This window comes from Olsenella sp. An188 (assembly GCF_002160255.1).
In the GTDB taxonomy this organism is placed as follows: Bacteria; Actinomycetota; Coriobacteriia; order Coriobacteriales; family Atopobiaceae; genus Thermophilibacter; species Thermophilibacter avistercoris.
In genome coordinates, this window is sequence record NZ_NFKF01000005.1 from 45,316 (window position 1) to 68,936 (window position 23,621).

Sequence of the window (23,621 nt, forward strand, 5' to 3'; positions counted from 1 at the left end):
GGGACAGCGGGCACGGCGCCCGTCGCACGAGGGAGGTTTCGCATGAAGGTACTGGTCACGGGCTTCGAGCCCTTTGACGGCGCGACGGTCAACCCCGCCTGGGAGGCCGTGAGCCGCCTGCCGCGCCAGATCGCCGGCGCCGAGGTCGCCGTCACGCAGATCCCGGTGGTCTTTGGCAAGGACGCGGCGGCCGTCGAGGCGGCCATCGAGGCCGAGCGGCCCGACGTGGTCCTGTGCGTGGGCCAGGCCGGCGGGCGCAGCCACATCACGCCCGAGTTCGTGGGCATCAACTTCGCCAACGCGCGCATCCCGGACAACGAGGGCAACCAGCCGGTGGGCCGCCTCGAGGAAGACGGCCCGGACGCCTACTTCGCCACACTGCCCGTCTTCGCCATGGTGGACGCCGCCCGCGCGGCCGGCGTCCCGGCGGCCGTCTCCTACACGGCCGGCACGTTCTGCTGCAACGAGGTGCTCTACGAGCTGCTCCACTGCCTCGCGACGCGCCATCCCGGCGTGCGGGGCGGCTTCGTCCACGTGCCGTTTGCCACCGAGCAGGTCACGGGCATGGGCGAGGGCACGGCGTCGATGAGCGTCGAGATGATGGTCGCCGGCCTCACCGCCATGATCGAGGCCGCGGTCTCGGGCTCCGACGACGGCCTGCGCGCCGGCGAGGGCACCGAGCAGTAGTCCTTCTCGCCGCGCGGGCCTGCGTGGGCCGAGGCGACGGCGCCCGCGGAGAGACCGTAGGCGCGTGCCGACAGTTTTGCCTCCGGAAGTGTCGTTTGGCTCCTACAGGTTGCGGCTTGTAGGAGCCAAACGACGTTTTGGGCTCGCAAACTGTCGGCAGGCGCCTACAAAAGGCGGCCGGCTCCCAGGGGCGGGGGCCGGCCGGCTGCGTTTGGGCGAGAAGAACCTGCCGCTTGCGCCTCCTACAGTGCCATGGCGCGAGCGCGCTCGAGGCGCGGCAGGCAGTCGGCGCGGCCCACGAGCGCCATCGTCTCACCGAGGGGCGGGCTCACCAGGTTGCCGCAGACGGCCACGCGCACGGCCTGGAACACCAGGCGCTTCTTCACGTCGAGCTGCTCGGGCAGGGCCTCCAGCGCGGCGTCGATCGCCGTGGGGGTCCAATCCTCTGCGGGCAGCGCCTCAAGTGCCTCGCGGGCGGCGTCCAACACAGCGCCCATGCCCTCCTTGGCAAGCCCCTTGGCCACGGACTTCTCGTCATACTCCAGCGTGTCGGCCGTGGCAAAGACGGGCGCGCACACGCCCACCACGTCGGCGGGCATCTTGGTGCGCGGCTTCACGATGGCGGCCAGCGCGTCCACCCAGGCCTCGTCGAACTCGGCGCCCTCGCCGACGAGCCCGGCCTCCACGAGCTCCGGCAGCATGATCTTGTCGGCAAAGTCCGCGTCGGACATGGAGCGGATGTACTCGGCCTGGATCCAGTCGAGCTTCTTGGGGTCGAAGGTGGCCGGGTTCTTGGACACGTGGTCGAGGCTGAACTCGCGTGCCAGCACGTCGCGCGGCACGATGGTGGTCTCGCCGTCGAGCGACCAGCCGAGAAGCGCCAGGTAGTTGACGAAGGCGTCCGAGAGGTAGCCCGCGTCGCGGTACTCCTCCACGTTGGTGGCGCCGTGGCGCTTGGAGAGCTTCTTGCCGTCGGCGCCCAGGATCATGGAGATGTGCGCGAAGGTGGGCACCGGCGCGCCGAGCGCCTCGTAGACGATGACCTGGCGCGGGGTGTTGGAGAGGTGGTCGTCGCCGCGGATGACGTGGGAGATCTGCATGGCGGCGTCGTCGACCACGGTCGCGAAGTTGTAGGTGGGCGTGCCGTCCGAGCGGAAGATCACGAAGTCGTCGAGCTCGCGCGCGTTGAAGGTCACCTCGCCGTGGACCGCGTCGCGCACCACCACGTCGCCGCGGTCCTCGGGCACCTTGATGCGCAGGACGTAGGGCTCGCCGGCGGCAATACGGGCGCGCGCCTCCTCGGGGTCGAGGTCGCGGCAGCGGCGCTGGTAGCCCTGGAAGGGGTCCTTGCGCGCCTGCGCGGCCTCGCGGTCGGCGGCCAGCTGCTCGGGCGTGCAGAAGCACGGGTAGGCCTTGCCCTCATCCCAGAGGCGCTGCGCGGCGTCGCGATACATCTGGGCGCGCTCGGTCTGCTTGTAGGGGCCAAAGTCGCCGCCCACCTCCGGGCCCTCGTCCCAGTCGAGACCCAGCCAGCGCATGGCGCGCAGGATGATCTGGGTGTTCTCCTCGGTGGAGCGCTCGGGGTCGGTATCGTCGATGCGCAGGATGAAGGTGCCGTGGTTGGCGCGGGCAAACGCCCAGTTGTAGATTGCGGTGCGCGCGCCGCCAACGTGGAGCTTGCCGGTGGGCGAGGGCGCAAAGCGCACGCGAACGGGGGTCTCGGACATGAGGTTCCTCTCCGTGGTTCTTATCGTCACATACGCACCTAGTATACAGCGCCGGCGAGAAGGACGGCGACGTCCCGACGATGTCCGCACGGCAACCGCGAGCCCGGAATCGGCGGCGACTGCGACGGTGATGCCCAGTCGTGGCCCGTGATGAGCCTGGAATCCGCCGTGGCTGCGACGCGATCGCCCTGATTTCGTCGCAACCATGGCCGATTTTGGGCTCGCGCCCGGCGAGTCCGTCGCAACCATGGCCGATTTTGGGCTCGCGCCCGGCGAGTCCGTCGCAACCGAGCGGGTTTCTCGGCTCCACCGGCACCGCGCGTCGCCCGCGCGGCCTCACATGAGGCGCGTGCGCTCCAGGCGGTGCTCAAACCACTCGTTCAGGCGGATCACGGGACGGCGCAGCACCAGGCCCAGGAGCAGCGCCGGCACCAGGTAGGCGAGAAGAACGCCCAGCTCGCGCCAGAAGTCTCCGTCCCAGACCCCAAACATCGCCGCCCGCAGCGCCGCCTCGCTGTGCACAAACGGCAGCCACGAGTAGACCGCCTGGAACGGAGCGGGCAGCATCTCGGGCGGGAACGTGCCGCCCGAGCCGGCCACCTGGACCACCATGAGCACCACGGCAACGGCCTTGCCCACGTCGCCAAAGGACGCCGTGAGCGAGAAGATCAAGTTGACGTAGACGAGCGACGACGCCAGGCACGCAAGCAGCATGAGCCACGGGTGCTCGCACTGAACTCCCAGGTAGAAGAGGTCTCCGCCGCAGATGAGCGCCGCCTGGGCCAGCCCCACGACAACAAAGAGCGCAAGGCGTCCCACGTAGGCCTGCGCGTGCGAGCAGCCCGTCTCCTCGAGCGCGGCCTCGGAGGGCTTCGCGCGCACCAGCGCCGCGAGCACCACCCCGCCGATCCAGATGGCAAGCGTCGTGTAGAAGGGCGCCATGGCCGAGCCGTTGTTCTCAACGGGAAACACCGCCGTGCGCTCGACCGAGACCGGCGCCGCCACAAACTCGGCGAGCCCCTCCGGGCCAGACGCCAGAACCTCCCTCACTTGCCGCGCGTCGCCCGAGTCAAGCGCGGAGCGCAGCCGCTCGTGCAGGCCATCGAGCTTCTCGGCCGCCGCGTCCAGGCTGTCCGCGGTCTCGTCGAGGTCGTCGCGCGCCCCGGCGAGCCCGTCGCTCGCGTCCTTTGCCGCGGAGCCCACGGCCGCAAGGGTCCCGGCGAGGTTTCCCTCGATCGCGTCCGCCTGCTCGGCGGCCTCGGCCACCTGCCCAGCAAGGTTCCCGAGGCTGCCGCGCACCTCGTCGTCGTAGAGCTGCCCCGCGCCGCCCACCGCCGTGCGCGCCTCGTCCACGAGGCCCTTAAGCCGCTCGCGCGCCTCCTCGGCGTCCGCTGCCCCGGCGTCGAGGTCGCCCATCGTCTGGCCCAGCCCGTCAGAGAGGTCGCGCAGCTCAACGAGCGCCCGGTCAACGCGGTCGCGCAGACCGCCCACGCCCGCAATCGCGCTGCCGAGCCCCTCGCGCACGGGGCTGCCCTCGGGAAGCGTCCCCTCGAGCTCGCGCATGAGGTCGAGCTGCTCCCCAAGCGCGCCGTCCAGCCGCTCGAGCGCATCGATCTGCTCGCCTACGGCGTCCCGCGCGGCGGAGAGGCCCTTCTGGATCCTTGCCTCCTGCGCGCCCGCGACGTCGAGTGCATCGTCTATCGCTGCGTCCACTCCGTCGAGCCCCGCGCCCGCGGACTCGAGCGCGCCGGCCACGGACGTCTCTGCGTCGTCTATCGCCGACCCGGCCCCCGCAAGGCCCGACGCCGTCTCGCCGAGCACCTCGCCGGCGTCCGCCGTGGGGGAGAGCGCCGCGTCGGCCACCCCCGCGCCGCTGCCCAGAAGCCCGCGCGTCGACTCGAGCAGGTCCGCGAAGTCCCTCACGGAGCCCGCCGTTCCGGAGAGCGCGTCGGCGGAGTCCGTCACCGCGGCGTCGAGGCGCGCCGCGAGGCCCGTCACCGCGTCGTCGTCGAGCGCGGAGCCCAGCTCCTTGAGGGCGCCCGCGCCAACGGCGCTCACCGCCTCGGCAAATCCGGAGTCGATCTGCGCCATCACGGCCGAGGACGCCTTGTCGGTGACTATGGTGGCGATGGCGTTTGCCTTCTCGTTCTGGTAGAAGCGCACCTCGGCACGGACGGGATCGGCGGAGAAGGTGGTCATCATGTCGCGCGAGAAGTCCGGCGGAATCACCACGGCCGCGTAGTACTCGCCCGAGCGCACGCCCTCGACGGCGTCGGCCTCCGAGGTGACCACGTACCCAATGGAGTCGGAACCCTGCAGCTCGGCCACCACGCGCTCGCCCATGTTGACGGTCAGGGGCACCAGCTCCCCGGAGTAGCCCTCGTCCTCGTTGGCAACGGCCACGCGGATGTTGCCCGTGTTGCCGTACGGGTCCCAGCTGCCCGCGATGTTGAACCACGCGTAGAAGGACGGCACGGCGACGATTCCCACAAAGACCACTAGTGCGATGGCGTTGGCCCGCACGTGACGCGCGTCGCGGCGCACAAGCTCCCAGACCCCTCTCATCGCGCCTCGCCTCCCTTCTCGGCCCGCGCGGCGTCCTCGGCCAGCGCGACCAGCTCGTCTCTGTCCATCCGTGCCAGCCCGGCGCGCTCCGCCAGCCGCTCGTGCACGTACTCCAGCCAGATGAGGTACGCGCTCGCGGCAACCAGGGAGACCACCCACAGGCTCAGCAGCAACAGCTTTGCCGGATGGGCAAAGAGCAGGGCGAGAAGGGCCAGCGGCACGGCCAGCAGCGCCACGACGCCGCGCCGCACGCGGCGCGGGTACGCCAGCTCAAAGCGCGCGGCCCGTGCCAGGAACGCCTCGCGGTGGGCGGGGGAGGAGGCGAGCGCGTCCACCAGGAGCGCCAGGCGCCCGGCGTCCTTCTCGCCGTCACGCTCGGTCACAAGGAGGTCCGTCTGGGCCATCTTGCGGTCAAAGAGCGCGTTTGCCCCGAGGAGCCTCCTTCTGGCAGCCACGCCCAGAAGCAGCGCGGGAACGGCAAAGAGCGCAAGGACGGCGAGGTCGCGCGCGTAGTTTGTGCCATAGAAGCCCGCCACCGCCTCGCGCATGGCGCCGATCCCGTAGGTGAAGGGGAGCCACGGCCCCAACGCTCGGAAGAAGGCGGGCTGCATCTGGATGGGGTAGAGGCCGGACGCCCCGGGGATCTGCAGCACCACCAGCAGCACCGCGAGCGCCTTGCCAACGTGCTTGAGCGCCACGGCGAGCGAGTAGACCACGAGCACGTAGACCAGCGACGCCTCCATGCCCGCGAGCACAAACGCAACGGGGGAGACGCACTGGACGCCAAGCGCCAGGTCGCCCACGCAGCACGTCAGGGCCTGCACCTGGCCGAGGAGGGCGAGCAGGAGCCAGCGCCCAAAGAAGGCCTGCGTGGGCGTGACCTCGACGTCGCCCAGCCCCTCGCGGTCCACCTCCAGCTTGTAGATGGCCACGAGCACGAAGCCGCCCACCCACAGCGCGAGGTTGGTGTAGAACGGCGCCACCCCGGAGCCGTAGTTGGCAACGGGGAACACCGGCTCGTCGACCATCTGGACCGGCGAGCCCAGCGCCGCGCCCGTGGAGGCGGGGTCGAGGGAGAGGACGTCGCCCACGGCGGGCAGGGCCCGTGCGCTCTGCACGGCGGCGAGGTCGTCTGCCAGCGCGCCCATGCGATCGGCGGAGCCCCTCAGGGAGTCGGCGGTGTCCGCCAGGGTTGACTGGCTCTGGGCGAGAAGCGCGTCGAGCTGGGCCAGCCCGGCGTCCGCCTGCTCGATCATCGGCACGAGCGAGCCGGTTCCGCCGGCAAGGCGACCGCCCGCGTCCGCGAGGGCGTCGAGCGCGGAGGAGAGCTCGGGCGCCGCGCCCGTGGCGAGGTCCGTCCGCAGGGCGTCGATCGAGCCCGTGCCCGCCTGGACGGCGTCGTTCACCGAGGTGGCGAGCCCGTCCACGCTCTTGGCCCCGTCGCTCACCTCGTTGCTTATCCCCTGGAGCTCGTCGAGGGCGGAGGCCTGTCCGCTGGCAAGCCCCTCGAGAAGCGACACCTGCTCGTCGAGCGCGGAGACCACCTGCTGCTGGAGGGCGCGCTGCGCGTCGTCGGCAGGCTCTAGGGAGGCGACCTCGTCGCGCGCCGCCCCGAGCGACTCCGCCATGCCCGTCACGTCGTCGTTTGCCGCCCGCAGGCGCGAGAGCGCCGCGTCGAGGCGCCCCTGCGCCCAGCCCACGTCCCCGGCGATGCGGCCGATGTCCTGGCTCGCCGTCGAGGACAGTCCGGAGATCGCGGAGGCGCCCTCGCCCAGCCTGTCGTCGAGGCCGCGGGCAAAGGAGCGCAGCCCCTCGCGCGCGCCGGCGAGCGACCCGAGCGCGGAGTCCATCGACGAGGCGAGCCCTCCCGCCGCGTCCGCCGTGGCGGAGAGCGTCTCACGCGCGCGGCCCACGGCCTCGCGGGCCGCACCCACGGTCCCGCCCGCGTCCTCGAGGGAGTCCGCCAGGTCGTCGAGGCGCCCCTGCGTGGCGCGGAGGCTCCTCAGCGCGGACGACCTCGCCCCGTCGACGTCCCCCGCGGCGGACCCCACCGCGCCCTGGAGCCTCTGCGTGACGGTCTCCCCGGCGAGCGACACAAACTGCCCGGCGATCTGGTCCTCGAGCGTGGTCGCCCCCGTGTCCGTCACCTTGGGCGCCACCGCGTTGGCCTTCTCGTTGACGTAGTAGCCAATGCGGGCCTGCGTGGGGTGGCCGTCCAGCACGCCCGCGAGGGTCGAGGTGAAGTCGGGCGGTATGACAAAGGCGGCGTAGTAGCGGCCGGCGCGGACGCCTTCGAGCGCCTCGTCCTGGTCCACGAAGGTCCAGCCGAGCTGGTGGTTCTCCTCGAGCCTCTCCCTTACCATGTCGCCGGCGTTGACCTCTCCCATGCCGGGGACCTCGGCGCCTTTGTCCTCCACGACCACGGCCACGGGCACGGTGGAGGTGCTCTGGTACGGGTCCCAGTTGGCAAGGATGTTCACCCACGCGTAGAGCGCGGGGACGAGGCAGACCCCAACCGCCACCACCAGGGCGACGGGGCTTGCCGCCAGGCGCTTGAGGTCGCGGCCGAGGATGCGCGCGATGGTTCCCATGAGAGGCTCCCTTGAGCGAGACGTGTTACGCGTTCAATGGCTCAAGAGGTACCCCGCGGGGCGAGTTTTATTCAGGAGTCCAATAATTTTGAGCCAAGTTCAAAACATCTGAACAGATGCTAAGATTGAAGCGTTGGCACGACGGCGCCTGGCGGCGCGGCACGAGGGAACGGAGAAGGACATGGCGGCAAGGCCCGGCACGGCAACGCCCAAGAGCGCGGCCACGCGCGAGAAGATCATGGCGGCCGCGACCTCCCTCATGGCGGAGCGCGGCTCGGCGGACTTTCAGATGGCGGAGGTCTCCGCCCGCTGCGGCATGTCCAAGGGCTCGCTCTACTACTACTTCTCCGACCGCGCTGAGCTCGTTCGCGCGGTGCTCGACCGCGCGGTGGACGACCTGGTGGCAAGCGTCGAGAGGATCGTCTCCACGGCCCCCTCGGCGGCGGACTCCATCGCCGGCCTGCTCGACGCCCTCGCCGAGGCCACCCGCCCGGGAGGCCCGCTCATGCTGGCCGTTGCCGGGGCGGGTGCCGGCTCCGCTCCGGTCGAGGGGCCGCGCCTCGCGCGCATAGTGGACGTGCTGGAGGCCCAGATCGAGCGCGCAAAGGCGGAGGGGCTCGTGCGCCCCGAGGTCAACGCGCGCCTCGCCGCGGCGGCGGTCGCGGGTGCCTTCCTGGTCTTTGAGCGGGTGGACGTGCGGGCAACCGCCGAGGACGTCCTGGGCCTCGCGCTCTGCGGGATCGGGACCAATGCAGGGCGGGAGAGGTTTGCGGGCGCGGGCTCGACCGCGGCGGCAGGCCCTGACGCCTAGGCGACCGCCTCGCCCGCGGTGGACTCGCGAACGATCAGCTCCGTCTCGAGGACCATCGAGCGCGACCCCAGCTCGTATCCGGCGAGAAGGTCGATGAGAATCCTGCAGGCGGAGTAGCCCATGCGGTAGCGCGGCTGGTTGACCGTGGTGAGCGTGGGCGTGAGCATCGTGGAGAGCTCGGCGTTGTCAAAGCCCACGACCTTGAGGTCGCGCGGGATCTCTATGCCGGTGGTGTGGGCCGCGCGAACAACCGCCGCGCCAAAGGTGTCCGAGACGGCAAAGATGCCGTCGGGGACCTCGCCGGAGTCAAAGAGGTGCGTGAGCGCGGAGTAGGCGAGCGCGTAGCTGTTGTCCGGGATCTGCAGGATCCAGCCGGGAAGCACGCGCACGTCGCTTCTTGCCGTGGTGTCGAGAAACCCCTCGAGGCGCTCGCGCGAGAACTTGAACTCGTTGGAGCCCGCCACGATGGCGAGCCGCTTGCACCCGCAGGAGATGAGGTGCTCCGTCGCCCTGCTCGCCGCCAGGTGGTCGTCGATGGTGACGTAGGGCGCGTCAACGTCCGGGCGGCTCTCCGCGCACTGCACGAGCGGCACCACGGCCTCGACCGCCTGGATGGCCCTCGCCGAGAGGGGAGAGGTGGTGATGACGCCGCTCGCGCCGCAGCGGCGCAGCATCGAGCAAAACGAGCGGGCGGTCTCGTTGGTGATGTTGTCCCAGGAGATGAGCGTGTCGTAGCCGGCGTTGTTCGCGGCCACGCGCACGCCGTGGACGATCTCGCTGTAGAAGGGGTTGTCGAGCCAGGGGAGGTTGACCACCACGAGCCCGCGGCAGTCCGGGGACCCCTCGCGATACTGATCGACCGGGCCGCCGTAGCCAAGGTTGCGGATGCTTGAGTTGATGCGTCCGAGCGTGCGGTCGTTGACGAGCTCGGGATGGTTGAGCGCGCGCGACACCGTGGCGGGGGAGACCCCGGCGCTCTCGGCGATCTGCGCGATGGTGACCCTTCTGTTGACGGCCATGGGGCCCCTTCCACGTGCTCGCGGGCGCTCCCGCCGGTCCTTCTCATCAGTATATTATGAACGGGCCGTGCTGAAGCGTTCCTAAAACAGCCTCAATGAAAGAATCTTTCATAACAGCGGGTGAGCGCGAGCATACGTCGGCAAGCGGTAGCAAATGCAATTTCACCGGTAAAAACCTAACGTTCGGGGAATATCCGCGACGCGAAGAATGAAAACCTCATAGCATCGGTGCTGAAAGATATGCGGCATTACGAATGAAAACTCGTTTCAGCCAGCGGGACGGGGCGCCCGGCGCCCCAGACGAGGAGGTCGCAATGGTCAGGATCGGCGTCATCGGCTGCGGAAAGATCTCTCAGGTCCGCCACATCCCCGAGTACGAGGCAAACCCCAACGCCCAGCTCGTCGGCCTCTTTGACGTGAACGTCGAGCGCGCCCGCGCCCTTGCGGCCGAGCACGGCTGCCGTGCCTACGACACCCTCGAGGATCTTCTCGCCGACCCCAAGATCGACGCCGTGAGTGTCTGCACCTCCAACGCCACGCACGCCGAGAGCACGATCGCCGCGCTCAAGGCCGGCAAGCACGTGCTGTGCGAGAAGCCCATGGCCATCACGATCGAGGAGTGCGAGGCCATGGTCGCCGCCGCGCGCGAGGCCGGCCTCAAGCTCATGATCGACCAGAACCAGCGCTTCGCCCGCGCGCACGTCCGCGCCAAGGAGCTTCTTGACGCCGGCAAGATCGGCGACGTGCTCACCTTCCGCACCACCTTTGGCCACGGCGGCCCCGAGACCTGGAGCGTCGACCCCGGCACCGGCTCGTGGTTCTTTGACCCCAAGCGCGCCGCGATGGGCGCGATGGCCGACCTCGGTGTTCACAAGACCGACCTCGTGCAGTGGCTCATCGGCCAGAGGGTCGTCTCCGCCACGGCCAGGGTTGCCACGCTTGACAAGCGCGACGCCGAGGGCAACCTCGTGGGCGTCGACGACAACGCCCTGGTCATCTACACGATGGACGGCGGCGCCATGGGCACCATGACCGCGAGCTGGACCTACTACGGCCCCGAGGACAACTCCACGGTCCTCTACGGCACCAAGGGCATCATGCGCATCTACGCCGACCCGGCCCACTCGATCGAGGTCGACCTCAAGTGCGGCGAGACCGAGTACTACGACGTCGAGGCCATCCAGACCAACGACAACCAGACCGCCTCGGGCGTGATCGACGCGTTCGTCGACTGCCTCGAGCGCGATGTCGAGCCTGCGGTCTCCGGCGAGAGCGTGCTCGCCGCCATGCGCGCGGTCTTTGCCAGCGTGGAGTCCAGCAAGACGGGAACGACGATTCAGATCGCGCAGGACTAGGCCCTGCCGCCGCAAGAGACAAGGAGCAAGACCATGAAGATGGGATTCATCACGTCGCTGTTCGACGGCTGGACCTACGAGGAGATGATCGACGAGGTCGCCCGCATGGGCATCGAGTGCGTCGAGGTCGCGTCCTGGCCCAAGGGCAAGGCCGAGCGCAAGTACGCCGGCGTGACCCACATCGAGGCCGAGCGCGTGCTCGAGGACGACGCCTACGCCCGTCACCTGCTCGACTACGCTGCCGAGAAGAACGTGCGCATCTGCGCCATCGCCTACTACCCCAACAACCTCGACCCTGACCTCGAGCGCCGTCGCGCCTTCAACGACCATCTCGTCGCCTGCATCCACGCAGCTGCCAAGCTCGGCGTCCCCAAGGTGACGACCTTCATCGGCCGCGTGACAAACAAGACCTTCGAGGAGAACCTCGAGATCGCCCGCGAGGTCTGGACGCCCATCCTCAAGGTCGCCGAGGACGAGGGCATCCTCGTCTGCATCGAGAACTGCCCGATGCTCTTTGACGCCTCCAACTGGCCCGGCGGACAGAACATCATGACCACGCCCGCCAACTGGGAGCGCGTCTTCGAGGTGCTGCCGAGCAAGAACCTCGGCCTCGCCCTCGACCCGAGCCACTTTGTCTGGCAGATGATCGACTGCTCGGCTGCCATCCGCGAGTTTGCCGACAAGATTTTCCACGTGCACTTCAAGGACATCAAGCTCAAGCGCGAGGAGCTGGCCCGCCGCGGCATCATGGCCTACCCGCTCGACATCATGGACCCCAAGATCCCGGGATACGGTGACGTCGACTGGTCCGAGTTTGTCTCGCAGCTCTCGATGGTGGGCTACGACGGCGACTGCTGCCTCGAGATCGAGGACCGCTTCTTCGAGGGCAGCCGCGAGCGCCTGGTCCAGAGCGTCGAGCTCGCCAAGCGCTACATGGACCAGTTTGTGATCTAGCAAGAGCGGGCGCCTGCGCGCCAGGAGAGAGGGAACGTCCCGCCCTAACAGGGGATGGGCGGGTACCGATAGGGAAGCTATTGGGAACAAGAGGAAGGAACAGCTATGTCCAACATTTCGCGTCGCACGTTCCTGGCAGGCTCGAGTGCCTCGCTGCTCGCGGTCTTTCTGGGCGGCTGCACCGGCTCCAACGAGCCCGCGGCCGAGGGTGAGGGCACCGAGGCCGCTGCCGGCGGCCACATCTACGTGCTGACCGCTTCGCCCGACCACGGCTGGACCGGCCAGGTCGGCGTGTTTGCCCAGGAGAAGGTCGACGAGGTCAACGAGGCTGGCGTCTACACCGCCGAGCTTCAGACCGCCGGTGCTGCCGCCGACCAGATTGCCCAGGTCGAGGACATCCTCGCCGGCGACCTCTCCGGCGTCGCGGGCATCGTCATCCAGCCGCTCGACGACACCGTCCAGTCCGCCATCCAGCAGATCGTCGACGCCGGCGTTGCCTACGTCGCGTTCGACCGCATCATCGAGGCCGTCCAGGACTCCGCCGTCGCCAACGTCAAGGGCGACAACTCCGGCATCGGCGCCGGCTCCGCCGCCTACTTCGTCGAGAACGGCATGAAGCCGGGCGACGCCGTCTACATCTACCAGGGCGACACCTCCTCCGTCACCACCCTGCGCGACAACGGCTTCACCGACTACCTGCTCGGCAACCTCGAGTTTGACGGCGCCACCGTCCCCGAGGACGCCAAGTGGACCCAGGAGCAGATCGACTCCGCCATCACAAAGTCCGGTGCCATGAACTGGAGCCGCTCCGACACCAAGGCCGCCTTCGAGGCCCTTCTCGGTGACGAGGCCAACGCCTCCATCAAGTGGTGGTACGCCGAGGACGACGAGCTTGCCATGGGCATCCTCGAGGCCCTCAACGGCGGTGGCATCTCCGACTCCGCCAAGGAGGCCTTCTACGCCACCAAGCCCTTCATCACCGGCTGCGGCGGCCTGCAGGAGTACTACGACGTCATCTCCGGCGAGTCCTACACCGACATCACCGCCAACCTCGGTGGCGTCATGTCCACCACCTACTCGCCGTCCATGATCCAGACCGCCATTCAGGACATGGTCGATCACCTCGACGGCAAGGAGGTCCCGCAGGACCACGTCATCGCCTGCGAGAACGTCACTGCCGAGAACGTCGCCGACTACGTCGGCTTCGAGTAGGCCTTTCCCGGCGTCCGCCCGCGGTCCCCGTGCGGGCGGACGCCCCTTGTGTGCGCTCGCCAGGTCTGCCGCACCTGGCGAGCGCACATGCCTTTGGCGGGCGACGTCCCGCCCCTTGAAAGTCACACCGCCGCGTCAAGAAAGGATCGCCATGGATCTTCTCACCATGAGCGGCATCAGCAAGGCGTTCAGCGGCGTTCCCGTTTTGAGAGGCGTCGACCTGCGCGTAGGGCGCGGCGAGGTCCACGCCCTTCTCGGCGAGAACGGCGCCGGCAAGTCCACGCTCATGAACATCCTCACCGGGTCGTACACCGCTGACGCCGGCACCGTCACCTTTGACGGCGTCGACATCACGGGCGCGTCGATCAAGGCGGTCGAGAAGGCCGGCATCGCCTTTGTTCACCAGGAGCTCAACCTCTTCAACGACCTTCTCGCCTACGAGAACATCTTCTTGGGCCAGGAGGAGACGGGTCCCGTCTTCTCGCTCAAGAAGAAGAGCATGATCGCCAAGGCGCGCGAGCTCTTTGAGCGCCTGGGCGTGGACATCGACCCCACCGCGCTCGTTGCGGACCTCAAGCAGAGCCAAAAGCAGCTCCTTGAGATCAGCCGCGCGCTCTTCTTCAACGCCAAGCTGCTCATCCTCGACGAGCCCACCACGGCGCTCAACACCGCCGAGGTGGAGCACCTCTTTGAGATCGTGCGCAACCTGCGCGACCAGGGGACGTCGTTCATCTTCATCTCGCACAAGATGCCCGAGATCTTTGAGCTCTGCGACACCTACACGGTGCTGCGCAACGGCTCCTTCGTGGGTCAGGGCCGCATCGCCGAAACCACGCCGCGCGAGGTCACGGGCCTGATGGTGGGCGCCACGATCTCCGAGCGCGGAGCCTGGGAGCCGCGTGAGACGGGCGAGGTCGTGCTCTCGCTCGACCACTACAGCGGGCCCGGCTTTGACGACGTCTCCCTCGAGGTGCGCCGCGGCCAGGTCATTGGCCTCACGGGCCTCATGGGCTGCGGCAGCACCGAGCTCATGCAGTGCCTCTTTGGCATCACGCACGCCACGGGAGGCACGGCCGAGGTGCTCGGCAAGAGGCTTCATGGCGGCTCGATCCACGAGGCCATGAAGGCGGGCGTTGCCATGCTGCCCTCCGACCGCAAGGAGAACTCCGTCGTGCCGGACATGTCCCTTCTCGAGAACATGTACCTCTCCGAGCACGTGCTCTCCGCGAGGAGCTTTGCGATCAGCAAGAGCAAGGAAGAGGAGCGCTTCGACCACTACAAGAAGCTGCTGAGCATCAAGGCAAACTCGAGCGCCGACAGCGTGCTGTCCCTTTCTGGCGGCAACCAGCAGAAGGTCTTCATGGCGCGCTGGCTCAACACCGATGCCGAGCTGCTGCTCTTTGACAACCCTACGCAGGGCATCGACGTGGGCGCCAAGGCGGAGATCTACCACCTGATCCTCGAGCTTGCGCGCGGGGGCAAGACCGTGATCATCAACACGCTCGAGATTCCGGAGCTGCGCGAGGTCGCCGACGTGTGCTACGTGCTCTACGAGGGCCGCGTCGTCAAGCGCCTGGACCACGACCAGATCGACGAGCAGACGGTCATGCTCTACTCCACGAACTCCGTGAGCGACGACGTTTCTCCTGAGACGAATGAGTGAGGTGCATCCATAGTGAACGAGAACTCGACAACTAAGCCGGCGGGCCTGGCGAGCGCGCTTGGCATCGTGAAGCGCTACAGCTTCGTGCTGGTGTTTCTCGCCATCCTGGTCGTGTACGCGATTGCCAACGGCGGCCTCACGCTGAACGCCGCCATGAACGTCCTGCGCCACAGCGCCGTCATCGGCACGATTGCCATTGGCATGGGCATCGTGTGCCTCACCGGCGAGATCGACCTCTCCGTGGGCTCGATGCTCGCGCTCGTGGCGGGCTTCTCCGTCGTGGTGTTCAACATGACGGGCTCGATTCCGCTGACGCTGCTGTTCGCGCTCGTGTTCGGCGCGCTGTGCGGACTTGTCAACGGCTTTCTGGTGGGCGTCGTGCAGATGCCGGCCTTCATCGTGACGCTCGCGACGATGCTCATCTACCGCTCCGTTGCGCAGTACGCCTGCCAGCACCTGCCCGGCGAGCTCATCGGCAACGGCAGCTCGGTGTACCGCATGTCCAACGAGATCGCGTCCTATGACGCGCTCTACACCTTTGGCAACGCGCGCGTGGCGGGCGTGCCGATCGTGGGCATCGTGATGGTGCTCATGGTGGTGGTCTTTGTTTACCTGTGCTCGTCCACCAAGTTTGGCAAGAAGATCTACGCCGTGGGCTCCAACGCCAAGGCCGCCCACCTCGCGGGTATCTCCGTGCCGCTCATGAAGACCCTCGTCTTCACCATCGCCGGCGCGCTCGTTGGCCTCTCCGCCTTTGTGTGGGTGGCGATGAACGCCTCCGCCGACCCGGCGACCACGGGCACGAGCTACGAGATGTACGCCATCGCCTCGGTGGTGCTCGGCGGCATCAGCATGAGCGGCGGACGCGGCCGCATGATCGGTGTGCTGTTTGGCGCGATGTCCTATGACGTCATCGACAAGATCATCATCGCGCTCAAGATGGACGCGCTCATCCAGGACACCATCAAGGGCATCATCCTCATCATCGTCATCATGATTCAGGTGGCAGGTCCCCAGCTCAAGGAGTTCTTTGGCCGCCACAAGGGGTCCGGGGCAAAGTAGCCTCGCGTGATTCCCATGTGCTCCGCGGGCTGCTTCAAGAGCTCGAAGCGCGGACCGATGTCTCCTTCCTCCCGCCCCTCCCTTGGCTTTGCCGGGGGAGGGGTGCCCTTTGACTGATCGTCTCGCCTCGCCTCCCCACCGCCTGCAGCCCGCCGCGCGCCGTGCGCGGGCGAATGCGAGGGACTTTGTGGGGAATGGCCTTTGACCCGTTACGCTCGGCCGGTGCGGGTAGGATAAGAGGGCTTTGTCGCATGCCCGACGGAATGGTAACGGCCGTCGGGGAAACCGCCTAAGGAGTGACCCACATGCAAGACACCTCTCGTTCCACCAACGCTGCGCCTCGCAGCTACCTCTTCACCTCGGAGAGCGTGACCGAGGGGCACCCGGACAAGATCTGCGACCAGGTCTCCGACGCCATCCTGGACGCGCTCCTGACAAAGGAGGCGCAGCTCCAGGCCGAGGGCTACATCGCGCCCAACGGCACCCCCGCCAACGTCGACAACGTGCGCTGCGCCTGCGAGACCTTTGTGACCACGGGAACCGTCGTCGTTGCCGGCGAGGTCCGCACCGAGGCCTACCTCGACGTCCAAAGCATCGCCCGCAACGTCATCCGCCGCATTGGCTACGACCGCGCCAAGTACGGCTTTGACGCCGAGACCTGCGGCGTCATCAACATGATCCACGAACAGAGCCCCGACATCGCGCAGGGCGTCGACGAGTCCTTTGACGCCCAGGCCGGCCGCACGACCGACCCGCTCGACCTCATTGGTGCGGGCGACCAGGGCATGATGTTTGGCTACGCCACCGACGAGACCGACGTCTACATGCCCATGCCGCACTACCTGGCCTCCCGCATGGCCGAGCGCCTGGCTGCCGTGCGCAAGGACGGCACGGTGCCCTACCTTCGCCCGGACGGCAAGACCCAGGTGACCGTCCGCTACGAGGACGACCGTCCCGTCGAGGTCACGGCCATCGTGGTCTCCACCCAGCACGACGCTGCCATCGCCAGCATGGACACCGTGCGCGAGGACATGGTCGAGCACGTGATCGCCCCGGTCCTGGACGCCGTGGGCATCGCCTGGGACAACGCCGTCATCTACGTGAACCCCACCGGTCGCTTTGTTGTGGGCGGCCCCATGGGCGACACCGGCCTCACCGGCCGCAAGATCATCGTGGACACCTACGGCGGCATGGGTCGCCACGGGGGCGGCTGCTTCTCCGGCAAGGACTGCACCAAGGTTGACCGCTCGGCTGCCTACGCCGCGCGCTGGGTTGCCAAGAACGTGGTGGCCGCCGGCCTTGCGCACCGCTGCGAGATCGAGCTTGCCTACGCCATCGGCGTGTCCCACCCGCTCTCCATCATGGTGGACACCTTCGGCACAGGCGCGGTGGAGGACGAGAAGATCAAGAAGGCCGTCGAGCAGGTCTTTGACCTGCGCCCGGGTGCCATCATCCGTGACCTGGACCTGCGTCGCCCCATCTACGAGAAGACCGCCGCGTACGGCCACTTCGGCCGCGAGCTCCCCGAGTTCACCTGGGAGCGCACGGACCGCGTGGAGGAGCTCCGCGCGGCTGTGGAGGAGCTGGGCTAGGCCTTCACGCCCCGCAGAGCGCGGGACAATAAACAAGAGGGGCCGAGAAGAACCTGCGTGCGCGGGTTCTTCTCGGCCCCTTTTTGTGTGGCGTCGCGCCGTGACCAGACAATCGAAGCAAACGAGGAGGAGCCCCGATGGAGTATGGGTATGCTCGGGTGTCAAGCAAGGACCAGAACCTCGATCGACAGCTGGACGCCCTTCGAGCGTTTCCCGTCGCCGAGCAGTGCATCTACGCGGACCGCTGCTCTGGCGCGACGTTTGAGCGCCCGCGCTACCAGGAGCTCGTGGAGCGCTTCTCGACGGGGGACGTGCTTGTGGTGAAGAGCATCGACCGGCTTGGCAGGAGCTACGAGGAGATTCTGGAGCAGTGGCGCTACCTCGTCCGCCGGAAGGGCGTGGACATAGTCGTCCTGGACATGCCTCTGCTGGACACGCGTGCCGTGGGCGACGCCGCCCGCGGCGTGACGGGGGTGTTCATCGCGGACCTCGTGCTTCAGGTGCTCTCCTACGTGGCTCAGGTCGAGCGCGAGAACATCCGCCAGCGGCAGGCCGAGGGGATAGCGGCGGCGCGCCGTCGCGGGATCAAGTTTGGGCGACCGAGCAAGGAGCGCCCGCGGCACTACTCGACGGTGGTCGGGCTCTACGCGGGCGGCGAGCTCTCCAAGTCCAAGGCCGCCGAGACCCTCGGCGTGAGCCGGGCGACCTTCGACAAGTGGCTTGCGCAGGACCGGGAGTGTCTGGCGGGGGGAGGGTCGGGCCGCTGAGAGGGTCCGGCTCGATGGCCTGAGCGACTTTTCGTGCATCCTGGCAAGTTATTAAAAAAAGATAATTCCCTGCTCCGAAGGCTAGAAAAAGTGAAGGAGCCGGAAAGAAAGCTGTCAGAAAAGTAGACCTTTCTGACTGGCTGCGCATGGCGGCCCCGGGTTGGTCCTGGGGTCGCCCCTCTTTGGGTCCCTGGCGAGAAACCCCTGTTGGGGGACGCTTCCACGGACTCACTTCAACACCTTTTCAGAGACCAACACTCCCTTTCGCAAATGTCTACGCCTCCTACGAGAAGGTCGTCGACCCCGTCGCCGAGACCCACAAGGTCACCTTCGACGACTGCCTCGAGAGCACCGAGAACCAGGTTGTCGTGGTTGAGGACGGGCAGGCCGTCGCCAAGCCGGCAGATCCGACCTGCGAGGGCTACGCCTTCGTCGGCTGGTTCTCTGACACCGAGCTCACGCAGGAGTGGGACTTCTCCACGCCCGTGACCGAGGACATGACGCTCTGGGCCAAGTGGGAGAAGAACGCCGACGCCGTCGACCCGGGCGAGGACGTCGAGACCCCGAGCACCCCGTCCGAGGACGACTCCACCGACGCCACTGACGAGACCGAGGACGTCGTCCCGAACACCGGTGACGCCTCCATCGCGGTCTCCGGCATCGCCCTTGTCGGCGCTGCCCTCGCCGGCGCGGGCGCGCTGCTGAAGCGTCGCCGCTAGGGGCCGGCGTGACCGCCACGGCCGGGGCGCCCGGCGCCCTCACCCTGGACGGCGTCGCCTCGACCGTCGGCGGCCGGCACGCGTTCGTGCGCGAGCGCGTGCTGGCCCTGGTCGCGCGCGAGACCGAGCGCTCGGGCGGCCTCAGCGCCACCAAGCGCGATCTTGCCGAGCTCCTGGGCTGCGACGTCAGCTCCGTCGACGGTGCCATAAAGCGCCTGAGGCGCGAGGGGGCCATAGTCTCGGCCCCGCGCTTCGACGAGAGCGGAGGCCAGCTCGCCAACGTCTACCGCACGACGTCCTGACGCGCCGGGGGCGCGGCCCGCAGAGGGCCGCGCCCCCTTCTCGTCCCGCGCCCCCTGCACGGTTCTTCTCGCCCTTCCCCTTGTGCTATAAAGAGCAGAACCGCGCAGAGGGGATCCCAGACATGACGCAGCCTCCCGAGGACGAGAAGAACGCAGCCGGCAACGCCCGCCACCTCGCCGAGCAACCTCGCCGCGTGCCGCTTGCGGCCAAGGTGCTCGTCGCGCTTGTCGCGGTCCTGGCGGTCGCCGCCCTTGCGGGCTGGGCGTGGCTGTCCGGCGTCGAGCGCTCCATGCGCGTCGACGAGGAGCAGCAGGCGGAGCTCGACGAGGCCCTCTCCAGCCCCGAGCCGGCGCTCACCGACGCCCCGGAGCCCTTCTACGTCCTCCTGATCGGCTCGGACGCCCGCAAGGGGGACACCGTCTCCCGCTCCGACACGATCATGCTCGCCCGCGTGGACATCGCCGGGGGCGCCGTCAGCCTCGTCTCCATCCCGCGCGACACGATGATCTACAGCGAGTCCGGCTACGTCGAGAAGATCAACGCCGAGTACAACTACGGGCCCGCGGCCACCGTGCGCGCCGTCTCCGAGTTCGCCGGCGTGGACATCGCCCACTACATCGAGATCAACTTCGAGGGGCTCAAGGACGTGGTCGACGCGCTCGGGGGCATCACGGTGGACATCCCCGAGGACATAGACGACGCCAAGGCGAAGCTCACGATCTCGGCAGGCGAGCAGGTCCTCGACGGAGCGACCGCGCTCAAGTACGCCCGCGCGCGCTACAGCGTGACGGGCGGGGACTTCGGGCGCGCCCAGGCGCAGCGCCAGGTGGCCGAGGCCATCGCGCGCGAGGTCCTGGCGAGCAGCCCGATGGAGCTCCCGGGCGTGATCGCGGAGCTGGCCGAGTCCGTCAAGACCGACCTCAGCGTCGCGGACATCGTCTCCTACGCGCTCGGCCTGCAGGGCCTCGAGGGCTCCCTCGACGTCTACTCCGCCACCGCCCCGAGCTACGCCTACGACGAGGGCGGCGTGTCCTACGTCGCGACCATGTACGACGAGTGGCGCGCCATGATGCAGCGCATGGACGCCGGGCTCGACCCGGCCGACGAGGACGCCGTGATCCCCGCCGAGCAACTCGCGGACGAGCGCCTCGGCGCGGCGACGAACGCGGCCGGCCCGCGCGACTACGCCTACCTCGCCGAGACCTCCGCCCTCACGACCGACGACGTGGCCGCCGCGGACGAGGGGGACGACGCCTCCGAGACGTCCCAGCTCCCCTCGGCGGAGTAGGCCGCCGGGGCGCGGGGAGGCGGCATGGCCCGGCACTTCGACTTCACGGACCGCGGCAACGCGACCAACGAGGACTTCGCCCGCGCGGGGGCGCTGCCGGGCGGACGCGCCTACGGCGTCGTGATCGACGGCGCCACGGGGCTCTCCGGCGAGCCGCTCTTCCCGGGGCGCTTCGCCACCAACGCACAGTGGCTCGCGCAGACGGTGGGAGGCGAGACGTGCCGCGCGCTCGAGGCGGGCGCGTCGGCGGCAGACGCGCTCTCCCGCGCCGTTCTCGCCGCGCGGGCGGAGTACGAGGCCGCGCTCGGGCGCCCCGTGGAGCTGGCGGACCCGGACGCCGTGCCGTCCGCCACGCTCGCCCTCGCGGTCGTGGGGGAGGACGACGTGGAGCTCTGGGGCCTCGGCGACTCGCCGCTCGCGGTGCTTCGCCGCGACGGCTCGCTCGCGGTCTCCACCGACGAGACGCTCGAGGAGCTTGACGGCCGCGCGGTCGCGCTCATGGCCGAGCGCGCCGCGGGACGCGACCTCACGGCCCCCGAGAAGCGCTCGCTCGTATCCGACGTGGTTCTCGCCAACAGGCGCCTGCGCAACTCCGAGGGCGGCTACTGGTGCCTCGACCCCACCGGCTCCGGGCTCGCGCACGCCCGCCGCCTCACGCTGCCGCGTCGCGAGGTGGTGGCGGTCGCCGGCATGAGCGACGGGCTCTTCCGCGCGTTCGGCCAGTACGGGATGGCGCGGCTCGAGGACGAGCTCGCGGGCCTCACGCCCCGCTCGGTCCGCCGGCTCGTGGCAAGGATGCGCGAGCTCGAGGCGTCCGACCCGCTCCTGGAGCGCTTCCCGCGCCTCAAGGTCGGCGACGACGCGAGCATGTTCTGGATCGCCCCGTAGGGCCACGCGCGCCGCTCCCTCGCCCGCCTGCCCGGGTACAATGGTCTGCCGAGAAGAACGCGCCGGCCAAGCGCGCCGGCGCCGCAGGAGACGGAGGCGACATGCGCTACGCGAGCGTCGTGCTCGACATACCCACGCGGGCGCTCGACGCCGCCTTCGACTACGCCATACCGCCCGCGCTCGAGGGCGAGGCCGTGACGGGCGCCACCGTGCTCGTGTCCTTCTCGCACCGCATGGCCGTGGGGTACGTGGTGGGCACCTCCGACGAGCCCCCGGCCGGCGTGCCCGCCGAGAAGATCCAGCCGATAGCGCAGGTCCTCGCCCCGAGCGCCTTCGACGACGTCGCCGCCGGGCTCGCGGCCTGGATGGCCCGCGAGTACGCCTGCCCGCTGCCCGACGCCGTCCGCCCGTTCCTCGCGCCCGGCCAGAAGGTCAGGGTCACGCGCGCCGCCCCGGACGCCCCCTGGGAGCTCGCCTGCGAGCGCACGGGCGCCGTCGACGCCCGCTGGGCCGCCCTCACCCCCGCCGCCAACGACTTCGTGCCCGCGCGCTCCGCAAGCCGCCAGCGTGCCGTCATCGAGGCGCTGCGCCAGGGACCCCAGCGCGTCTCGGAGCTCTCGGCCACCATCCCCGGCGCCCGCGCGGCCGTGACGGCCCTGGAGAGGCGCGGGGTGGTCGCCGTGAGGAGCCTCAGGGAGCTGCGCGGGGGAGGGGACACCACGCTCTCGACGGCCGCGGCCCCCCGTCCCGAGGCCCTCACCGCCGGCCAGCGCGCCGCCCTCGCCGCCATCGACGCGGCGCGCGAGGCCGCCCGCGGCGACGTGGTTCTCGTCGACGGCGTGACCGGCTCGGGCAAGACCGAGGTCTACCTCGCCGCCATCGAGCGCTCGCTGGCGGTCGGCCGCGGCGCCCTCGTCCTCGTCCCCGAGATCTCGCTCACGGCGCAGACCGTGGGCCGCTTCCGCAGCCGCTTCGGCGACGACGTGGCCGTGCTCCACTCGCGCCTGTCCGCCGGCGAGCGCTTCGACCAGTGGGACCTCGTGCGCTCCGGGCGGGCCCGGGTGGTGGTCGGCGCGCGCTCGGCCCTCTTCGCCCCGCTCGCCCAGGTCGGGCTCGTCATCATCGACGAGGAGCACGAGTTCTCCTACAAGCAGGACAAGTCCCCGCGCTACCACGCCCGCGAGGTCGCCGCCGAGCTCGCCCGCGCGCGCGGCGCGGCGCTCGTGCTCGGGTCGGCAACCCCCTCGCTCGAGAGCCTCGAGCGCTGCCGCGAGGGGCGCTGCCGCGGCGTGTCGTGGACGCGCGTGGAGATGCCGGAGCGGCCGGGCGCCTCCGTCCTGCCCGACGTCACGGTGGTGGACATGGCCGAGCAGTTCCGCTCCGGGGGCCGCTCGGTCTTCTCGGGCCCGCTCGTCGACGCCCTGCGCGAGGTCGCGGAGCGGCGCGAGAAGGCCGTGCTCATGCTCAACCGCCGCGGGTTCGCGAACTTCCTCATGTGCCGCGAGTGCGGCTGCGTCCCCGAGTGCCCGCACTGCTCCACGGCGCTCACCTACCACGAGCGCGGGCACCTCCTGGCGTGCCACAGCTGCGGGCGCACCTGGCCCGTGCGCGCCTTCCCCGACCCCTCCACGCGCTGCCCCAACTGCGGCAGCCGCTACCTGGCGGCCTTTGGCGTGGGCACCCAGCGCGTGGAGGACGAGCTCGCGATGCTGCTGCCCCCGCACGTGGAGGTGATCCGCATGGACGCGGACACCACGCGCGCCAAGGGCGCCCACCAGAGCCTGCTCGAGCGGTTCGACGCCGCGGAGTGCGCGGTGCTCGTGGGCACGCAGATGATCGCCAAGGGGCTCGACTTCCCCGAGGTCACGCTCGTGGGGGTCATCAACGCCGACACCATGCTCAAGCTGCCGGACTTTCGCGCCGCCGAGCGAACCTACGACCTGCTCGAGCAGGTGGCGGGCCGCGCGGGCAGGGGGGAGCGGCCCGGCCGCGTGATCGTGCAGACCTACTGGGCCACGCACCCCGCCATGCGCGCCGTGGCCGCCCACGACCGGCGCGTCTTCCTGGACGCGGAGCTCGCCGAGCGCGCCGAGGCCCACTACCCGCCCTACGCGCGCCTCGCCAACGTCGTGGCGTGGGGGCGCGGCGAGAAGGACGTGCGCTCCGCGCTCGACGCGCTCGCGGCGGCCGTTCGCGAGCGCGCGGGCGACGCGAGCGGCTGGGAGGTGCTCGGGCCGGCGGACTGCGTGAAGGCGCGGGTGAAGGACCGCTTCCGCCGCCACCTCATGGTGAAGGCGCCGGCGGGCGCGGACCTCGGCGCGCTTCTCGCCCCGCTCGTCGCATCGCTTCCGAGGCGCGCGGGTATTAACATTGCAGTGGACATAGACGCCTACGACCTGATGTAGGCCAGGAGCCGCC

General features: G+C 69.4%; 18 protein-coding genes. 14 read left to right on the plus strand and 4 right to left on the minus strand.

Annotation, left to right across the window (positions count from 1 at the left end; translation table 11 throughout):
• The first annotated feature begins 42 nt into the window (after positions 1 to 42).
• A complete protein-coding gene (gene pcp / locus B5F23_RS06510; RefSeq protein ID WP_087352965.1) occupies positions 43 to 687 on the plus strand; it encodes a pyroglutamyl-peptidase I in 645 nt (214 codons plus the stop codon).
• Between the two features lie 242 nt (positions 688 to 929).
• Here pcp and gltX read toward each other — a convergent pair whose 3' ends face one another.
• The 3 genes from gltX to B5F23_RS06525 all read right to left on the minus strand — a co-directional run bounded on the left by gltX (position 930) and on the right by B5F23_RS06525 (position 7,570).
• On the minus strand, positions 930 to 2,414 hold the full coding sequence (gene gltX, locus B5F23_RS06515; RefSeq protein WP_087352967.1) for a glutamate--tRNA ligase: 1,485 nt from the start codon (positions 2,412 to 2,414) through the stop codon (positions 930 to 932).
• A 336-nt stretch (positions 2,415 to 2,750) separates the two neighbouring features.
• Positions 2,751 to 4,979, minus strand: coding sequence for a YhgE/Pip domain-containing protein (locus tag B5F23_RS06520; protein WP_087352969.1), 2,229 nt, complete (start codon positions 4,977 to 4,979; stop codon positions 2,751 to 2,753).
• Complete coding sequence (locus tag B5F23_RS06525; RefSeq protein WP_087352971.1) at positions 4,976 to 7,570, minus strand: YhgE/Pip domain-containing protein; 2,595 nt, start codon at positions 7,568 to 7,570, stop codon at positions 4,976 to 4,978. Before B5F23_RS06525 ends, B5F23_RS06520 begins: the two co-directional genes overlap by 4 nt.
• 181 nt (positions 7,571 to 7,751) lie before the next feature.
• On the opposite strand from B5F23_RS06525, the gene B5F23_RS06530 reads away from it, so the two are divergent.
• Positions 7,752 to 8,381 carry a TetR/AcrR family transcriptional regulator gene (locus B5F23_RS06530; protein WP_087352973.1) on the plus strand — a complete coding sequence of 210 codons (630 nt, stop codon included), beginning with the start codon at positions 7,752 to 7,754 and terminating at the stop codon, positions 8,379 to 8,381.
• Here the strand turns inward: B5F23_RS06530 and B5F23_RS06535 are convergent.
• Positions 8,378 to 9,400, minus strand: a complete 1,023-nt coding sequence (locus B5F23_RS06535; RefSeq protein WP_087352975.1) for a LacI family DNA-binding transcriptional regulator — start codon at positions 9,398 to 9,400, stop codon at positions 8,378 to 8,380. The genes B5F23_RS06530 and B5F23_RS06535 overlap by 4 nt on opposite strands.
• 314 nt (positions 9,401 to 9,714) lie before the next feature.
• Here B5F23_RS06535 and B5F23_RS06540 point away from each other — a divergent pair, with 314 nt between their 5' ends.
• The 12 genes from B5F23_RS06540 (at position 9,715) to priA (ending at position 23,608) form a co-directional block, all read left to right on the plus strand.
• The gene (locus tag B5F23_RS06540; protein ID WP_087352977.1) at positions 9,715 to 10,755 is read left to right on the plus strand and encodes a Gfo/Idh/MocA family protein; all 1,041 of its coding nucleotides are present in this window, start codon (positions 9,715 to 9,717) and stop codon (positions 10,753 to 10,755) included.
• Positions 10,756 to 10,788: 33 nt separating this feature from the next.
• Positions 10,789 to 11,709 (plus strand): sugar phosphate isomerase/epimerase family protein, encoded by a 921-nt coding sequence (locus tag B5F23_RS06545; protein WP_087352978.1) that lies wholly within the window; start codon positions 10,789 to 10,791, stop codon positions 11,707 to 11,709.
• A 105-nt stretch (positions 11,710 to 11,814) separates the two neighbouring features.
• On the plus strand, positions 11,815 to 12,921 hold the full coding sequence (locus B5F23_RS06550; protein ID WP_087352980.1) for a substrate-binding domain-containing protein: 1,107 nt from the start codon (positions 11,815 to 11,817) through the stop codon (positions 12,919 to 12,921).
• 151 nt (positions 12,922 to 13,072) lie between these two features.
• Positions 13,073 to 14,584: a sugar ABC transporter ATP-binding protein gene (locus B5F23_RS06555; RefSeq protein ID WP_087352982.1), complete on the plus strand. Its 1,512-nt coding sequence runs from the start codon at positions 13,073 to 13,075 to the stop codon at positions 14,582 to 14,584.
• A gap of 12 nt (positions 14,585 to 14,596) precedes the next feature.
• Complete coding sequence (locus B5F23_RS06560) at positions 14,597 to 15,646, plus strand: ABC transporter permease (RefSeq protein WP_087352984.1); 1,050 nt, start codon at positions 14,597 to 14,599, stop codon at positions 15,644 to 15,646.
• A gap of 305 nt (positions 15,647 to 15,951) precedes the next feature.
• The gene (gene metK, locus B5F23_RS06565; RefSeq protein ID WP_087352986.1) at positions 15,952 to 17,238 is read left to right on the plus strand and encodes a methionine adenosyltransferase; all 1,287 of its coding nucleotides are present in this window, start codon (positions 15,952 to 15,954) and stop codon (positions 17,236 to 17,238) included.
• Positions 17,239 to 17,375: 137 nt separating this feature from the next.
• Positions 17,376 to 18,005 carry a recombinase family protein gene (locus tag B5F23_RS06570; protein ID WP_087352988.1) on the plus strand — a complete coding sequence of 210 codons (630 nt, stop codon included), beginning with the start codon at positions 17,376 to 17,378 and terminating at the stop codon, positions 18,003 to 18,005.
• A 182-nt stretch (positions 18,006 to 18,187) separates the two neighbouring features.
• Entirely contained in the window at positions 18,188 to 18,724 is a 537-nt protein-coding gene (locus tag B5F23_RS06575) for an InlB B-repeat-containing protein (protein ID WP_206392307.1), read from the plus strand.
• A gap of 8 nt (positions 18,725 to 18,732) precedes the next feature.
• Positions 18,733 to 19,026: a hypothetical protein gene (locus B5F23_RS06580; RefSeq protein WP_087352992.1), complete on the plus strand. Its 294-nt coding sequence runs from the start codon at positions 18,733 to 18,735 to the stop codon at positions 19,024 to 19,026.
• Positions 19,027 to 19,148: 122 nt separating this feature from the next.
• Positions 19,149 to 20,315 (plus strand): LCP family protein, encoded by a 1,167-nt coding sequence (locus tag B5F23_RS10040; protein ID WP_087352995.1) that lies wholly within the window; start codon positions 19,149 to 19,151, stop codon positions 20,313 to 20,315.
• A 24-nt stretch (positions 20,316 to 20,339) separates the two neighbouring features.
• Complete coding sequence (locus B5F23_RS06590) at positions 20,340 to 21,203, plus strand: protein phosphatase 2C domain-containing protein (RefSeq protein ID WP_087352997.1); 864 nt, start codon at positions 20,340 to 20,342, stop codon at positions 21,201 to 21,203.
• 101 nt (positions 21,204 to 21,304) lie between these two features.
• A complete protein-coding gene (gene priA, locus B5F23_RS06595) occupies positions 21,305 to 23,608 on the plus strand; it encodes a replication restart helicase PriA (protein WP_087352999.1) in 2,304 nt (767 codons plus the stop codon).
• Positions 23,609 to 23,621: the final 13 nt, after the last annotated feature.

Bases quoted from the DNA above. Each gene is read 5' to 3' on its own strand.
- pcp (WP_087352965.1), top strand. From the start codon at position 43: ATGAAGGTACTGGTCACGGGCTTCGAGCCCTTTGACGGCGCGACGGTC.
- gltX (WP_087352967.1), bottom strand. From the start codon at position 2,414: ATGTCCGAGACCCCCGTTCGCGTGCGCTTTGCGCCCTCGCCCACCGGC.
- B5F23_RS06520 (WP_087352969.1), bottom strand. From the start codon at position 4,979: ATGAGAGGGGTCTGGGAGCTTGTGCGCCGCGACGCGCGTCACGTGCGG.
- B5F23_RS06525 (WP_087352971.1), bottom strand. From the start codon at position 7,570: ATGGGAACCATCGCGCGCATCCTCGGCCGCGACCTCAAGCGCCTGGCG.
- B5F23_RS06530 (WP_087352973.1), top strand. From the start codon at position 7,752: ATGGCGGCAAGGCCCGGCACGGCAACGCCCAAGAGCGCGGCCACGCGC.
- B5F23_RS06535 (WP_087352975.1), bottom strand. From the start codon at position 9,400: ATGGCCGTCAACAGAAGGGTCACCATCGCGCAGATCGCCGAGAGCGCC.
- B5F23_RS06540 (WP_087352977.1), top strand. From the start codon at position 9,715: ATGGTCAGGATCGGCGTCATCGGCTGCGGAAAGATCTCTCAGGTCCGC.
- B5F23_RS06545 (WP_087352978.1), top strand. From the start codon at position 10,789: ATGAAGATGGGATTCATCACGTCGCTGTTCGACGGCTGGACCTACGAG.
- B5F23_RS06550 (WP_087352980.1), top strand. From the start codon at position 11,815: ATGTCCAACATTTCGCGTCGCACGTTCCTGGCAGGCTCGAGTGCCTCG.
- B5F23_RS06555 (WP_087352982.1), top strand. From the start codon at position 13,073: ATGGATCTTCTCACCATGAGCGGCATCAGCAAGGCGTTCAGCGGCGTT.
- metK (WP_087352986.1), top strand. From the start codon at position 15,952: ATGCAAGACACCTCTCGTTCCACCAACGCTGCGCCTCGCAGCTACCTC.
- B5F23_RS06570 (WP_087352988.1), top strand. From the start codon at position 17,376: ATGGAGTATGGGTATGCTCGGGTGTCAAGCAAGGACCAGAACCTCGAT.
- B5F23_RS10040 (WP_087352995.1), top strand. From the start codon at position 19,149: ATGACGCAGCCTCCCGAGGACGAGAAGAACGCAGCCGGCAACGCCCGC.
- B5F23_RS06590 (WP_087352997.1), top strand. From the start codon at position 20,340: ATGGCCCGGCACTTCGACTTCACGGACCGCGGCAACGCGACCAACGAG.
- priA (WP_087352999.1), top strand. From the start codon at position 21,305: ATGCGCTACGCGAGCGTCGTGCTCGACATACCCACGCGGGCGCTCGAC.